The organism is Pontixanthobacter aestiaquae (assembly GCF_009827455.1).
Lineage (GTDB): Bacteria > Pseudomonadota > Alphaproteobacteria > Sphingomonadales > Sphingomonadaceae > Pontixanthobacter > Pontixanthobacter aestiaquae.
In genome coordinates this window covers 1,054,608-1,070,063 of the sequence record NZ_WTYZ01000001.1, presented here as the reverse complement: position 1 = coordinate 1,070,063, position 15,456 = coordinate 1,054,608, and the positions used below count along the sequence as shown (strand labels likewise).

The 15,456-nt window shown below is 56.7% G+C and carries 10 protein-coding genes; 3 read left to right on the top strand and 7 right to left on the bottom strand.

What is annotated here, in order from left to right:
• Positions 1-11: 11 nt before the first annotated feature.
• From GRI35_RS05015 to GRI35_RS05005, 3 genes are all read right to left on the bottom strand, one after another.
• Positions 12-818 (bottom strand): class I mannose-6-phosphate isomerase, encoded by an 807-nt coding sequence (locus GRI35_RS05015; RefSeq protein ID WP_328598424.1) that lies wholly within the window; start codon positions 816-818, stop codon positions 12-14.
• On the bottom strand, positions 815-1,843 hold the full coding sequence (locus GRI35_RS05010) for a mannose-1-phosphate guanylyltransferase (RefSeq protein ID WP_160613150.1): 1,029 nt from the start codon (positions 1,841-1,843) through the stop codon (positions 815-817). Before GRI35_RS05010 ends, GRI35_RS05015 begins: the two co-directional genes overlap by 4 nt.
• 66 nt (positions 1,844-1,909) lie before the next feature.
• The gene (locus tag GRI35_RS05005) at positions 1,910-2,638 is read right to left on the bottom strand and encodes an energy transducer TonB (protein WP_160613149.1); all 729 of its coding nucleotides are present in this window, start codon (positions 2,636-2,638) and stop codon (positions 1,910-1,912) included.
• Between the two features lie 88 nt (positions 2,639-2,726).
• On the opposite strand from GRI35_RS05005, the gene GRI35_RS05000 reads away from it, so the two are divergent.
• Positions 2,727-5,534 (top strand): MASE1 domain-containing protein, encoded by a 2,808-nt coding sequence (locus GRI35_RS05000; RefSeq protein WP_160613148.1) that lies wholly within the window; start codon positions 2,727-2,729, stop codon positions 5,532-5,534.
• A 68-nt stretch (positions 5,535-5,602) separates the two neighbouring features.
• Here GRI35_RS05000 and GRI35_RS04995 read toward each other — a convergent pair whose 3' ends face one another.
• The 3 genes from GRI35_RS04995 to GRI35_RS04985 form a co-directional block, all read right to left on the bottom strand.
• A complete protein-coding gene (locus GRI35_RS04995; RefSeq protein WP_160613147.1) occupies positions 5,603-8,833 on the bottom strand; it encodes a TonB-dependent receptor in 3,231 nt (1,076 codons plus the stop codon).
• Between the two features lie 257 nt (positions 8,834-9,090).
• A complete protein-coding gene (locus GRI35_RS04990) occupies positions 9,091-10,008 on the bottom strand; it encodes an isopenicillin N synthase family dioxygenase (RefSeq protein WP_160613146.1) in 918 nt (305 codons plus the stop codon).
• A 10-nt stretch (positions 10,009-10,018) separates the two neighbouring features.
• Positions 10,019-11,362 carry a NupC/NupG family nucleoside CNT transporter gene (locus GRI35_RS04985; protein WP_160613145.1) on the bottom strand — a complete coding sequence of 448 codons (1,344 nt, stop codon included), beginning with the start codon at positions 11,360-11,362 and terminating at the stop codon, positions 10,019-10,021.
• A gap of 149 nt (positions 11,363-11,511) precedes the next feature.
• On the opposite strand from GRI35_RS04985, the gene GRI35_RS04980 reads away from it, so the two are divergent.
• A complete protein-coding gene (locus GRI35_RS04980) occupies positions 11,512-12,183 on the top strand; it encodes a queuosine precursor transporter (RefSeq protein ID WP_160613144.1) in 672 nt (223 codons plus the stop codon).
• Here the strand turns inward: GRI35_RS04980 and GRI35_RS04975 are convergent.
• Positions 12,180-14,147 carry a beta-galactosidase gene (locus GRI35_RS04975; protein ID WP_290258936.1) on the bottom strand — a complete coding sequence of 656 codons (1,968 nt, stop codon included), beginning with the start codon at positions 14,145-14,147 and terminating at the stop codon, positions 12,180-12,182. The two genes, GRI35_RS04980 and GRI35_RS04975, sit on opposite strands and share 4 nt — an antisense overlap.
• A 90-nt stretch (positions 14,148-14,237) precedes the next feature.
• On the opposite strand from GRI35_RS04975, the gene GRI35_RS04970 reads away from it, so the two are divergent.
• Positions 14,238-15,455, top strand: a complete 1,218-nt coding sequence (locus GRI35_RS04970; protein ID WP_160613143.1) for an FAD-dependent oxidoreductase — start codon at positions 14,238-14,240, stop codon at positions 15,453-15,455.
• Position 15,456 lies beyond the last annotated feature (1 nt).

Below are 15,456 nucleotides of genomic sequence, written 5' to 3'. Positions count from 1 at the left end.
GTGTCCGGTTTCTACGTCAGGGATTGGGCGATCAATGCCGAGCCTTGGTCCGAAAACTGTGCCGAAGCAAGCATGCATACGATCCCGCATTCCCCAGCGGCGATGGTGGCGTCCTCTCCTTCCACAACGCCTTCAATTGGCATTACCAGCGACGCACCTTCATATCTGGCGAGCAGATCGTCGGTTGGTGCGCCAACAACATAGTCGAGACGGAAATGCGGGCCATCGACCAGACCCGTTGACTGTTCCAAGTCTATTGATCTGCGCAAAGCCGGATCATGCGGAGCGCCCTGCGCAACCGCTAATGCATCATCCAAATGTAGATCGCGCGGGCGACCATAATCGAACAAGCGGTATGTGATATCGCTGTTCTGTTGGATTTCGACCAGGCTTAATCCCGGACCAATCGCGTGTACGGTCCCGGCTGGCAGATAAACGAAATCACCGCGTTTTGCCGGGCGCCAATCAAGCATATGCTCAATTGATCCATCAAGCGCAGCGGCGCGCATTGTCTCTGCATCAGTCAGTTCTTTGAAACCGATGGCGAGCATCGCCTCTTCATCGGCATCAAGTACCAGCCAGCATTCCTCCTTACCGCGCGTTCCTTCGGGCGCGTCGGCATCGGAGGGATGGACCTGCACCGACAATTTTTCGCTGGTGAACAGATATTTCGCGAGCAGCCCTTCGCATGGTGGCGCGGGATCAAACCAGATTTCACCTATGCGCCTGCCATTGCGCGCAGCGAAAGGCGCGGGCAGGCTGGTGCGGCCCCATACCTTCTCGACCATTTTGGTCGGCAAAAGGCCGCCTGCGCTCACTGCGACTTTGCGCCTTTGAGCGTGCCGACTTTCTGCGTTCCGGCAGCGGTGGTCACCAGCACATCATCGCCATCGACCACGATGATCACATCATCGAGCCCGACCGCCGACACACGCGGTCCATCGCTATGCACCATCACATTGGTGCAATCGACCAGTTCAGCCTTGCCCTTGACGCTGTTGCCCAACCCGTCGCTGCCGCGCGCCTCACGCAAAGCGTTCCAATTGCCAATATCGGACCACCCCATGCTGACCGGCACCATCGCCGCGCGTTCGGTGGTTTCCATTATCGCATAATCGATGGAATCGCCGTCGATCTGCGCGAATCTTGCCGCGTCCGGGTGGAAGCGCTGGCCGTCCTCACGCCCTGTTTCGACGCTCGCGCGCAGCGCATCCATCATCTGCGGACGGTGGTTGGTCAGCTCTGCGAGGAACACACCTGCCTTGAACGCGAATATCCCGCCATTCCAGCTGTAGGAACCATCTGCGAGAAACCTTTGCGCAGTCGCAAGATCAGGCTTTTCGACAAAGCGTTCCACCGCATGACCGCCACCGAGCTCTTCGCCGCGTTTAATGTAGCCATAACCGGTTTCCGGTGTGGTAGCCTCAATCCCGAAAGAGACCAAAAAGCCTTGATCAGCCAAGGCAGATGCCGTCTCGGCTGCACTCTGAAACGCACCGGCGTCTTCGATGTAATGATCGCTCGGACAAACGAGCATCACGGCATCTTCGGGCAAGCGCATTGCAGCCAGCGCAATCGCAGGCGCAGTGTTCTTGCCTATGGGCTCAACAATGATCGAAGCACCATCTGCGCGGCCAAGTTGCTTCTCTACATGAGCAAGATGCTTCTTTCCGGTAACTACGGCCGGAGCAGCAAAAAGCACATCCTTCGAACAGCGGTCGAGCGTCTGTTCGAACAGGCTCCGCGTGCCAATCAGAGGCAGAAACGGCTTTGGCTTGTCCGCCCGGCTTAGCGGCCACAAGCGCGTGCCGCTGCCACCGCATAGGATAACCGGATGGATCACTGCTTTACCGCCTTTCTAAACTGTCTCGCCCTTCCTTAGCTGCAACGCCTTGCCATCACGTTACCGTTACTCCGCGATAAACCACTTCTGTTGCCAATAAAACGGTGCCGCAACCGGCGTTCCATTGGCATCCATAGCGGGTTTGAAACGCAAGCGTTCCTCTACAAGGCGGCAGGTAATACGATCCGCCTCTGCATCAGGGCTGCGGCGGAAGATACTGCAATTGCGCGCCCGGCCATCGGTACCGACCGTCACTTTCACGACCACGCGCGTGCCATTGCGGACTTGCCGCCCACCGTCCGGCACAGGATAATCGCGCGCACTGTCAATCGCGCCAGAGATGTGGATCGGTTTGCTCACCGCCACACCGCCCTGCCCGCTACCAGCGCGACCGCTACCCGTACCGGTGCCCTGTCCGGCTGCTCCGGTCCCCTCGCCACTCTCTTTCGCTCCTGACGTGTTTGCCGCCCCCGTAGATGAAGCTTTGGGAGTTGGTTTGTCCTGCTTGATCGGCGTTTCAGGCTGGCTATCAGGCTTAGGCGTCGCTTTCTTGCCAGGATCTCCAGCGACCCCTTCATCAGGAGCTTGCTCATTTTCCGGCGGAATATCCTCCTCAGGCGCTGTCACGGTTACCGTAAATGCGGAAATGATCTCGCGCTCGACAGTTTGCACCGCACCAGGCGCGAACGCCCGCGCGAGCCCATAGATCGCGATGATATGGAGCAACACGATGATGATAATTGTGCTGACCTTCGGCTTGCGCCGGATTGTCGAATATTTCCCGCTTTCCGCCATTCCCAATCCCGCTCGTAGAAACCCCTATGCGCCGGTTACGCATGGTTTGATGCTCTGGCGACTATAGGCCTCGCAAAGGGGGAAACCAATGTTCACGGCAAATGAGGCAGAATTGGCGGAAGCGCAGCCTGTTCACAGCGTCGGGCGGCTATCGCCGCCATGGTTAATCTCGGCGCTGGCGCTGACCGTGCTGACCTATGCAGCGCTGGCCTATGGCGGCGTCACGCTGACGAAAGGTGATGGCCGGTTTGCAGCAGTCTGGCTGCCTAATGCCTTGGCTGTGGCCACATTGCTGCGCCTGCGCCCGCCATACGAGCCTGTCTTTATCGGCGCCTTGTTTGCGGGCAGCCTGCTAGGCAATTATCTTGCTGGAGGGACCAGTATTTCCGCTTTCGGCTTCTCGCTGGCGAATTGCGCAGAAATCTATGTGATACTCTGGATGCTGCGCAAAACCGGTGGCCGGCGGCTGGATATGGAGAATATGCGCGATCTGATGCGGTTCGTCGCGATTGCCGCCGGGATCGCACCACTGCTGTCTTCGGCAATCGCCTCGATCACATTACTATCGATGGGTGTCGACACGCTTCGGCCGATGCTGGATTGGTATCTGGCCGATGCGATGGGCATGATGATCGTGGCCCCGACCACGCTGATTCTGATCGACTATTTTCGTGGAGATCTAACACCTGTTCCGCGCAACCGGCTCGAATGGGTAGGACTGACCGCTGGCGGATTTCTAGTTACGGTTGGGGTATTCTGGCAAAGCCAGTATCCGCTGCTATTCCTGATCGCGCCTGTGCTGGTCATTCAGGCCTTTCGCCTAGGCAGTCTTGGCACTGCGCTTGCCTTTGTACAGATCGCTGTCACAGCGACTTGGTTCACCGCGATGGGCAGCGGCCCTGTTACACTGCATACCGGTTCGCTCGACGCGCAATTGCTCGTGCTGGAGGCGTTTCTTGCAACGGGTTTCGCCATTGGCCTACCCGTCGCCGCCGCTGTTGCTCAGGAGAAAAAGACCTACCAAAAACTGCAATTGCAGGAAGAACAGCTCGCCATTCTGGCCGACAATATGTCCGACGCAGTCATGCGGTATGATCTGCGCGGCGTATGCACTTACGCATCGGCATCTGTCCGCGATGTGTTGGGGCAATCGCCTGAGATGTTTTTAGGCAAGGGGGCCGCCGCTGATGTCCACCCAGAAGCGCGAGAGGAAATCGCAGCTGTTCAAACACGGCTGGTGTCGGGATTATCCGACAAGGAACGCCTTACCTATCGCCGTGTGATTGATGACGACAAGGGGCGACCCGTTTTCATTGAGGCCGATTGCGTTCTTGTAAGGAACAACCAGTCAGACAATCCGGAAACCATCATCGTATCCTGCCGCGATGTCAGCGAACGTGTAAGGCTGGAGAAGAAACTGGTTCGCGCGAGGCGTCATGCGGAGAACGCGGCTGTCGCAAAGTCCCAATTCCTTGCCAATATGAGCCATGAAATCCGCACGCCAATGAATGGTGTGCTGGGTTTTGTGGAACTGCTGCTGCAATCGGATTTGCCCGATGAACAACGGCGTCACGCAGAACTGATCCAAGAATCGGGCAACAGCATGATGCGGTTGCTCAACGATATTCTCGACATTTCCAAGATCGAGGCAGGTCAAGTAGCAGTCACCGAAGAACCGGTCGACTTGCGCGCCCTGATGAGTAATTGCCTCACACTACACTCGGCCAATGCAGAGCAAAAGCGTTTGGCAATGATCGAAGAGACTGATCCAGACGTGCCGCCGGCACTGGTCAGCGATACTCTCCGCCTGCGCCAGATCATTCTCAACCTTCTCGGGAACGCAGTGAAATTCACACGGGAAGGTACGATCAAACTCAGCGCAAGAGTACGAGAAGATATGGTCGTGATCAAAGTCGCTGACAGCGGAGTCGGAATAGAAAAGGATCGTCTGGAAGCGATCTTCAATCCATTCGAACAGGCCGACAATGCGACGTCGCGCAAATTTGGCGGCACTGGTCTGGGTTTATCGATCAGCAGGCGTTTGGCCGAATTGCTTGGTGGTACGCTCACCGCACAAAGCAAACCGGGTACAGGCTCGTGCTTTACCCTGAGCATCCCGCTGATCGTGCCTGACGATGCCGCGACCAGCATTACCCCGATGGCGAAAGCGGCCGATCCAACAAACCTGATTGCGGGGGCGCGGATTTTGCTGGCCGAGGATCACGATATCAACCGGATACTCGTCACCACCATGCTGGAACGCTGCGGTCAGGCAGTCGAAATCGCCGAAGACGGCCAGCAAGCGGTCGCAGCGGTGATGGCCGCCAAGGCAGGCGGCACGCCTTTCGATCTGGTGCTTATGGACGTTCAAATGCCTGAATGCGACGGCTATACTGCCACCGGCACGCTGCGCTGTCTGGGCATTGACGCCGAAGAGCTGCCAATCATCGCGCTCACTGCCAATGCGTTTGAGGATGATGTACGCGCAGCACGGAATGCAGGTATGCAGGGGCACCTGTCCAAACCGCTGCAATTTTCAGAGCTGGTCGAGACTTTGCAAGAGTGGCTTCCAACAATAGAGCGCGTGCCGGAAAACCAGCCGGCGGTAACAATCGAAGCACCCACCCAAGCCGGGTCCTCCACGCTTGAGAGCCGCTGGCAGCAGCGCCGGTCAGAAGCAGTGGACGCAGTGTCCAAGGCGTTGCGCGAAGGAGCCCTTGAAGGGGAAACGGCGGAGGCGCTTGCGCGAACCGTGCATAAGCTGGCCGGAACCGCAGGCATGTTTGGCGAGGATGAGCTGGGCAGGAAAGCCGGCGCTTTGGAGCGAGGGCTAAAATCCACTCTGCCTCAGGAGGAGCGCGCGCAGTTAGCCCAGGATTTGCTAGACGCAGCTTGACCCGCACAAACCAAAACGGCGGCCCCCATTCGGGAGCCGCCGCTTCTGTTTCGGTAGTGACCTACGACTTAGAATTCGTAAGTTACACCGACTTGAATTTGCCAAACCGATGGCGCACTCGAGAAACGCTGATCTCGCGGAGCGAGGAAGTTGACATATTCATATTGTCCTGCAGCATTAATCTGCGTTTGAACGACCGGAACATTGTACTCAAAGCCATTTTGGCTCAGCGTATTCCAAGTGCTGTCGATCAGGTTCAACGCGTTCTCAAGGTCGAAGATCAGTTTGAAACGGTCGGTTCCAAAGAAACCAGGCAGCTCCTGTGAAACACGAAGATCCAGATCCCAGTAGTCATCGCTCTCGAACGCGTTACGCTCAACAATTTCACCGCGGAATTGGTCAAGACCGCTTTCGGTGAGGAACGTGTTAAACGCTGCCAAATTGAACCCAGCATTGTACACGACCGTAGGGTCGTTTTCTGTCGGTACATAGAGCAACACACGGTCTTCAAATGCGCGTGAATCGCCAAACGGGTTAAATCCATTGCCACCGGGACCACCGAATGGGGTAGTCTCGTAGTTGTAGCTGAACGGCTGACCGGTACGATACTTCAGGAAGAAGGTGAACGATGTAGTGTTCTCTCCGATGAGGTCCTTTTCCAGATTGAGACGGAAGATCGCATTGTGTGCACGTGACGCGTTGGACCGCCCAACCGTTGGGTTATTGATATCAACCTTCGAGAAGTTGCCGAAGTTCGACACCGCACGGCTCGATGTAAGCGGTTGGATCTCGGTTACGTCTTGGTAGCTGTAACCAAGAGTTACAGAACCACCAATGCCCAATGGACCTGCTTCTTGGCTCCAATTATTACTAAGCGAAGCACTAAGGATATGGCCCTGACCACCTTCGCCGTTTGTCAGCAGATAGTCACTGGTACGACGCGCTGTACAGGTCTCGGGAGTTGTCTGACATGCTGGATCGTTGAAATCCACCTGACGATATAGCGGACGACCATCAGGGGCCGTGCCAATCTGAGCAAGCGTCAAATCCTGCACAAACAGGGGGTCGTAAGACTTCGAATAGATGTAATCCAATCCGAGGCGCCATCCCGAGTTAAACTGATGGTCGACGCCTAAGTTCGCGCGCAGGAAATGCGGGACGTTAAAATTGGGGTCTACAGCGTTGACTTCACCGTCGCCCGCCACGAGCAAACCGTTCGCACCGGCTGGAACATTGAAACCATCGGTGGTGAGCGGGATCCCGGCTGCAGTGAGATCACCCTCATCCACATCGTCCAAGGTAATACCATTGTTAGTGTAGCTGTTCGAGAACAGAACGGTTGGATCACCGCCAGAGAAGATGCCAACGCCGCCACGAAGCGTGGTCGTACCGGCAAATGTTTCGCCGGCATCATAACTGAAACCAAAGCGCGGCTGCAAAATGTCAAGCTGATCAAACGCGTTCTGGTTGGTAAAACCATAGCGCTGCTGGAAGGTCGGGTTGCCCAGCGGCTTGTTGCTTCCATTATACATGTCGTAACGCAGGCCGAGCTGCAGCGTCAGGGCGTCAGTGGCAAGCCATTCATCCTGAATATAGAAGCTGTAAATATCCCGTTGGAACGAAGCCGCAGCATCGTTCACATCGCCCGACACAGCACCACGGAACCGGAATGCAGACGGGGTCTGCGCTTGCAGGTCAGCAAAGTTGTCAAACACTGCAACCCCGTTTGCACTCTGTACAAACAGGTTGAACACGTCGTAGCGATCATACTCTGCGCCGATCGTGAAGTTGTGGTCGCCAGCAGTCAGGAAACCAGCAATCTTAACCTGGTCGGTGGTGGTACGCAGATCATTGCCTTGACGGAATTCATCAGGGCCGAGGAACAGCGTTCCGCCGCCTGGCGTTGTGACTTCGAATTCTTGGAAGTCGACACCGTTCAAGCTGTCCTGAACATCCCTGTTTTCAATTCGGGAAACACGAACTTCAGTCGAGAAATTATCTGACCAGTCAGAGAACAAACGCAGTGAGTAGCTGTCGATCGAGTTACCCGACTGATAATAGTTCGACGACAGACCAAGCTCATCATCACGAGCATCTGTGTTCTGTGGTGTGACAAAATCTTCGCGAGTGCGCTGGTAGTTGAAAGCAGCACGGTGTCTGTCGCTAATATTCGCATCGAGACGAACTAAAACACGCTCTGTGCTGCGCGGAATCGAATTGAGAATACCGCCCGGATCGAAACCGTATGCAGTATTCAGGATATTCTGAACGTCGGCAATGTCCTGCTGGGTAATCGCTGCGGTTTCGTTTGCCACACCAGAGCCAGCTGGACCATCATCCAGGCCGGAAGTGCCATCTTCACGGTCGTAAGTAATGTGGAAGAAAAGTTTATCTTTGACGATTGGACCGCCAAGATAAGCACCATACTTTTTCGTCTCGAATTCACCCAGACTAATCGTTCGACCGTCTACTGTATCACCAACCAGGCTGTCGCTGTTGTAGTAGAAGAAGCCGCCACCGTGAAACTCGTTAGTACCAGACTTGGTAACAACGTTCACGTTACACCCTGAGAATAGGCCGTACTGAACATCGTAAGGAGCGAACTCAACCGAGACAGCCGAAAGCGCTTCGAATGGGAATGGCTGTGACTCACTCGGGAAACCGCTGTCGTTAAGGCCGAAACCATCATCTTGGCGGACGCCGTCAACGGTCAGCGAGTTCACGCGCGTCGATGCGCCGAGACAAGAAACTGTACCGCGGTTGCTTGTCGAGTCAGGGAATGTGGAGTCGAGGAGAACGCGAGGATCGGTTTGAATGACGTCGCGAATATCACGGCTAAGCGATGGCTGGTCTTCCAATACTTCGATACCGAAAGATGTGCCGGGGCCAAGTGCTCGCGGGGCGCTCGAGATGGCCGAGGCCGTAACCACGATTTCATCATCATCGCCAACATCAGCGCCAAGCGCGAACCGAAGCGATGTCGAATCCGAAAGCGATACAAAAATACCGTCAGCCCGCTCACCCTGGTAGCCAGCAGCATTGGCAGAAATCGTGAATGGTCCGCCCACTTCCAAATTACGGAAGCTGAAATTGCCGTTCTGCGATGTCGAAACAGTGCTCGTACGACCGTTGCGAGTATCGGTGAGAACAACAACTGCGTTGCCCACTGGATCCCCGGCCTCGTCAGTAACGACACCTTGAACCGACGACGTGACTTCTTGAGCCGAAGCCGGAGCAGCCACCATGGCCGTTGCGGAAAGGCTGACAACACTGGCAGCCAAGAGATATTTGAGTTTCATGAGAGACAGTCCCTATTTGACGATCTGAACGTGACGGAAAGCGGCAGTAATTAATTCGGTGTGCGCCCGTTAGGAGCGATACATTACGCGCAAAAGGGTTTTTATGACCGGATCATGACGGGTGCACAGATTCTTATGCACAGCCAACCATACTTCTTCTAAGCAACTGTTTTATCATGCTTTTGTAATGTTGCTGCATTGCAACACGATTCAACTAATCGGATTCCGATTGTAACCAGTGGCGATATCAGACCGAATCAGGCGAGATTAATCTCGCGGAGTCGCTGGAGCAGGAAGTCGTGACTCGAAATCGGCTCGGGCGAGTTTTCGTCCGCGCAGGATGGCAGCGTTTCGATCACATAATCGGGCCGGAAATGCAGAAAGAACGGCATTGAATAGCGCGCGCGATAGGCAGCATCGCCTTTCGGGTTAACCACCCGGTGCGTGGTCGACACCAGCCGGCCATTGGTCAGGCGGTCGAGCATATCGCCGATATTCACAACCAGAGCGCCTTCGGGCGGATCGATTGCGAGCCATTCGCCATCGGCCTTAAGCAGTTCCAGCCCAGCCTCCTCAGCCCCCAGCAGCAGCGTGATAGTGTTGATATCGCCATGCGCGGCGGCACGAATTGCGCCTTCCGCCTCTTCGCCTTCCAGCGGCGGATAACGCAGCAGCCGCATCACCGAATTGCCATCTTTGACCGTTGCGTCGAAGAAGTCCTCTTCAAGCCCCAGGCCCAAAGCGATAGCCCGCAGCACGCGACCACCCGCTTCTTCGAATGCAGCATAAAGCGCTTCGAATGTCTCGCGGAAACCATCGACTTCGCTGGGCCAGATATTGGGTGCCATAAATTCGGACAACTCGTGCCCCTCGGGCAAATCGCGCCCGACATGCCAGAATTCTTTCAGATCGTGGACCTGCGCGTCCTTGGCTTTCTCGGTACCGAACGGGGTATAACCGCGCGCGCCGCCGCCATCTTTCAGGATATACGCGCGTTTGACCTCTTCGGGCAGCGCGAAAAATGCTTTGGACATCTCCTCTGCCCGCGCGATGAGATCGGCAGGAATACCGTGATCGCGGATCACCGCAAAACCATATTCGGCAAAGCTGGAACGCAGCTCCTCCGCAACTTCGGACAGCGGGCGCGCAATCGAAACAGAGGCAATGTCAGTCATGAGTCGCTACTTAGTACGGAAGGAATAGCCCCGCCAGTGCTGCACTCATCAAATTGGCCAGCGAGCCTGCAGCCAGAGCACGTAGGCCGAGCTTGGCTATAACGGGACGTTGATTGGGGGCGAGACCACCCGTAACCGCCATCTGGATCGCGATCGAGCTGAAATTCGCGAAACCGCACAATGCAAAGGTGACAATCGCACGGCTGCGATCACCGAGCACTTCCGGTCCCATCGCGCCAAGATTGATGAAAGCGACAAATTCGTTGAGCACGATTTTGGTGCCGAACAATCCGCCGGCAACCTGGCTTTGCTCCCACGGGACGCCCAGCAAAAACATTACCGGCGCAAAGACATAACCGATCAATTGCTGGAAGCTGACATCGGGATAGCCGAACCAGCCACCTACCCCGCCCAGAATGCCGTTCGCTAGAGCGACGAGCGCAACGAACACCATCACCATCGCACCAACGGCGACCGCTAGCTTCACGCCGGTCTGCGTACCTTGCGCTGCGGCCTCGATCACATTGGCTGGCTTGTGCCCTTCTTCGAAAGTCTCGGCGATCTCGACCTCTTTGGGTTTGCCGCCCTCCACCAAAGCGCCGGGCCCTTCTGCACTGATCCGAGCATCGGGGAGTTCGATTTTCTCCGACTCCACTCCGGCCAGCTCGGCAGCATCGCGGGCAAGCTCGCTCTCGTCATCAGGCATGATGATTTTCGCCATCAGAATGCCGCCCGGGGCAGACATAAAGGCTGCAGCGAGCAGGAACGGCACCGCCTCAGAGCCGATAAAGCTGGCATAGGCAGCAAGGATAGTGCCTGCGACGCCAGCCATACCAACGCTCATCAGGGTGAACAATTTGCTCGGTGTCAAAGCCGCCAAGTAGGGGCGCACCACCAGCGGGCTTTCCGACTGGCCGACGAAAATATTTGCGGCGCTACCCAACGCTTCGACCTTGCTGATCCCGGTGATCCAGCCAATCGCTCCGCCAACCCACCGGACCAAACGCTGCATGATACCCCAGTGATAGAGGATGGAGACGATGGCTGCGAAGAACACGATCACAGGCAGCGCTGCGATGACAAAAGTATTGGTGAACGGGTTGTCGTCCATACTGCCGAACACTGCCTCGATCCCGACTTTGGAATAGTCGAGCAAAGCGATCACCCCGTCCGACAGGAAAGAGATAGCCTGCACGCCCCATGGAGTACGCAGAACCAGTAGCGCCATCAGAGCCTGCAATAGGAAAGCAGCGCCCACGACGCGCAATTTGATGCGCCGTTTGCCGGTCGACAGCAGAAACGCAATGCCAAGGATAGCGGTAATGCCGAGCAGGCTAGTTAGGATCGGATGCATAGTCTCTTTCGCTAATTCATCGGGGCCCCTCGCCCGAATCTTCGCGTGATCCCTTCGCCTTTTGCGGCGCGTCAGTCAAACCATCTACCCACAGGCGAACGGGGTGCGGCGGCTTCCCTTTTTGCGCAGGTGGCAATAGTCAGCAACCTATGACCGAGAACCAAACCGCGCCGCAGGGCCCAACGCCTATCACTCCATCGCTCTTCTTCATTGGGTTGCTGTATGGCGGTATGACCGTGATCGCGGGCGTGTTGGGCTTCAAGCAAGTCGCGCTTGGCCCACTCGCTGTGGAAGCAGGCATTTTCGCATTTCTGATGTTGGTTGTGCTGTCGAGCACTACGGCTCAGTTGCACGGGCAGGCCATGGCAAACCGGTTGGTACTTTGGGGCTTCGTACCTCTCGCGGCATCTGCCGTCTTGGTTGTGCTGGTCCTGTTCTTGCCGCCGTCAGACAAAATGCCGGTAGAGAACATCACCGCCTTCGAGACGGTCCTCTCGCAGACGCCGCGGATTATGATGGCGGGGCCGGTCGCCTACGGTGTGTCGCTGTTTCTCAATGTCTGGATCTTTTCCAAACTGCGCGGCAGTGGTGACGATACGGGGACAGTCGGCCTGATGGTTCGCGGGGCAATTGCCTCGGCGCTCAGCCAAGCCATCGACACGCTGATCTTTATCACGCTGGCATTCTATGGCGAGTTTCCAATTGGATCGCTGCTGGCGGGTCAAATGCTGGCCAAGGTGGTGCTGTCGCTAGTGCTAGTGCCGTTCCTGATTACAGGCTTCGTGCAGTTCGCCCGGTGGCTTGACCGCGAACAGGCTTAGCCTCGCGCGAAAACCGCAAGGCCTGCAGCCGGTAGGATGCGCTCTCCGATCATTGGTTCGCCGCACAATGCATCGGGCACAGCGCGCGCTTCATTTCGGTAGTTAAACACGAAGGCGAATTCGCCCGACTTCCGGATGCGTAATCCTTCGGGCATTTTGACAGTTTCAAGCCCCGCATCTTCAGCTGCACGCGCAACAATCACGTCGATCACGTCACCCTCTGGCCAGGTTGCACAATAGCGGACATTGCCCTGCTTCCAGCATGCGACCGTACCATCACCCGCAACCAGTTCAGCATCAGCGTCGGTCTCCAGATGGTCTAGCCAGCGCCGGCCCGCCCAGCCTTCCCCCTGGTGCTCGATACCTGCGCGAAGGCTCTCGCTGCGGGTTACTTTGCCATCAAACACCCATTGCAACTTCCCCGGTGCAAGTTCCGGCGGGATCGTGAGATCGTCAGTTTTGCTACCGCTACGCGGCCCGATGATGATCTGTCCACGGAACGCCTTCAACCGCTCCGCCAACTCGCCAGACACAATCGGCGCGCACGGAAGCACGGCCATTGCGTAGCCATCAAGCGATGCTGACGGCGCTACAATATCGACATTCAGTCCCTGTTTCCGCAGCGCGGTATAGGTATAAAACGCCGCCCAAAGCGCCGACAGACCTTCACCTTGCGGCTGCGTTGCAGTGACCCATTCGGATGGATAGCTAAACACCAGTGCGGCGTCTTTCACGGGCGCGCCAATATCACCGAGGCGTTCTACCTCTGGTGCGACCTGCTGCGCCTCCTTGAGACCCGGCGCAGCTTCACCATCGGGCCGCAGCAAGCCAGCATGCATCTGCTCCTGCGCAAACGGAGCCTGCCTCCAGCGGAAATAGCTGACCAGTTCCGCGCCGTGCGCCATCGCTTCCAACGTCCATAGCCGCACCATGCCGGGTAGCGGCGCGGGGTTGTTTCGTGCCCAATTCACAGGCCCCGGCTGCTGCTCGATGACACCCCAGCGGCCGTTCTTACCGCATCCGCGATATAAATCGTGATGGAACGCCGCTATGTCGGGATGTCCCTGCCGGACATAGTCATGCCGATCCGCCTCGCTGAACGCGTACATCTCTAGGAAGCCAAGCGGATAGCTGTCCCACATCACCACATCGAGCTGTTTGCCCAGATCGTGATGGTCAAAATCGGGATAGAAGCCCATCGCGTTGTGCATCACATCACGGCCCGGCGAAAGTTCGCGGAGGATATCGGCCTGCGCCTTATCGAAGCTGACGACCTGATCGGAGGAGAACCTGCGGAATGCCAACCAATGCGAGGGATTGGCTTCGGTCACAGTCAGGTTCGGCAGATCAATCTCCTCGAAGCTGCGGTATTCCATGCTCCAGAAGACATTACCCCATGCCTCGTTCAGCGCCTCAACCGTGCCGTATCGATCTGCAAGCCACAGCCGGAATGCATCGCGCGCGCTATCCGAGAAGCTGTGGACCGTATCGTGGCACCCGTACTCATTATCGGTTTGCCACATGATTATCGCCGGATGCTCGCCATATCGCCCTGCCAAAGCCCGCGTGATCCGGGCGGCTTCTTCACGGTAGCCAAGGTGGCTGAAACAATAATGCCGCCGCGAACCGAACCCCCGTACTTTCCCGTCGGCATCGACCGCAAACATATCAGGCATTTTATCGCACAGCCATTTTGGCGGGGTAGCAGTCGGCGTGCCGAGAATAATCCCCAGGCCCGCCGCATGCAGAACCTCTATCGCCTGATCCAGCCACTCCCATTCAAAACGGGCCGGTTCCGGCTCAATCCGGCTCCACGCAAATTCCCCGATCCGCACGCGAGACAAGCCCGCCTCGACCATACGGCGCGCATCGTCTGCCCACATATCCTGCGGCCAGTGTTCCGGATAATAACACGTTCCCAATCGCATCCGCGCCCAATGCACCGGAAAGCAAGGCTTTGTCACGCATTTCAGCACTCCGTCCATAGCTGATATCTATGCTCGACATGCGGATTATTGCTGGCTCGATCGCGCATGCAGGCGCACGATTTGCATATGGCAAAAGGTAAAAATGTGGTCGTGATCGGCGCTGGCATCATTGGCGTCACAACCGCGCACGCCTTGGCCAGAACGGGGTGGAAAGTCACAATGCTCGACGCGCGCGAAGGCCCCGCGCTCGGCACCTCGCTCGGTAATGGTCGGCAGCTGAGTTACAGCCATACCGATGCGCTGGCCAATCCACGCCTGCTCGCGAAGATTCCCGCTCTCGCTATGGGGCTAGACGACGCATTCCAACTAAGCTTGCGCCCCGAACCGGCGCTATTGGAATGGCTTGCCCGGTTTGTCCGCAACTGCACGGCCGCCCGTTTTCGTGGGAATACGTTAGCATGCTTGTCGGTTGCACAACGATCGCGGCGTGAGCTTGATCTGTTCCTTTCAGAAAATCCCATCGATTTCCAGTATAGCAATCCCGGAAAACTGGTGCTCTTCCGAAGCAAAACGGAGCTTGCGCACGCTGCCCAATCGATGGATCTGAAAGTCTGTAATGGAACGGTGCAGCGCGCTGTCGGCAGGGATGAGGCCCTGGCGCTGGAACCAGCGCTAGGGCAATGCGGTCACGAACTTGTAGGCGCGATCTATTCACCTGCGGACGGCGTCGGCAATTGCAGTCTTTTCGCCACGCAATTGGTAAAGCACACCCAGCGCGAATATGGCCTCAATTATTTGCGCAATGCGCTCGTCACATCAATTAGCGAGCGGACCGACGGAATGCAGATTGAACTGGCTGACGGCAATATTTTTCAGACGCCGATGGCGGTGATTTGCACCGGGCATGAAAGCGCATCCCTGCTCCGGCGATTGGGTCACCGCATTCCGGTTCAGCCCATGAAGGGCTATTCCTTCACAGCTCCGCGCGGGCCAAACCCACCGACGATATCAATAACCGATAGCGCGCACCGCTTGGTGTTCACAGATATTGGCGATCAGGTTCTTGTGGCCGGAATTGCCGATCTTGGTGATGGTAGTGCCAAACTGGACGAGAAAAGAATTGAAACAGTTCTGAATACCGCCCGCAAAGCAATGCCGGATGCTGCCGATTATGACGCCGCGACCAGTTTCTGGACTGGTCATCGGCCTGTCACGCCCAACTCGCAGCCAATCACAAAACGGCTTGGCCGATCACTGGCGGTCAACACCGGACACGGTATGCTCGGCTGGACGATGGCGATGGGATCAGCAGCGATATTGGCTGAGGAACTGGCACAAGAGTAGG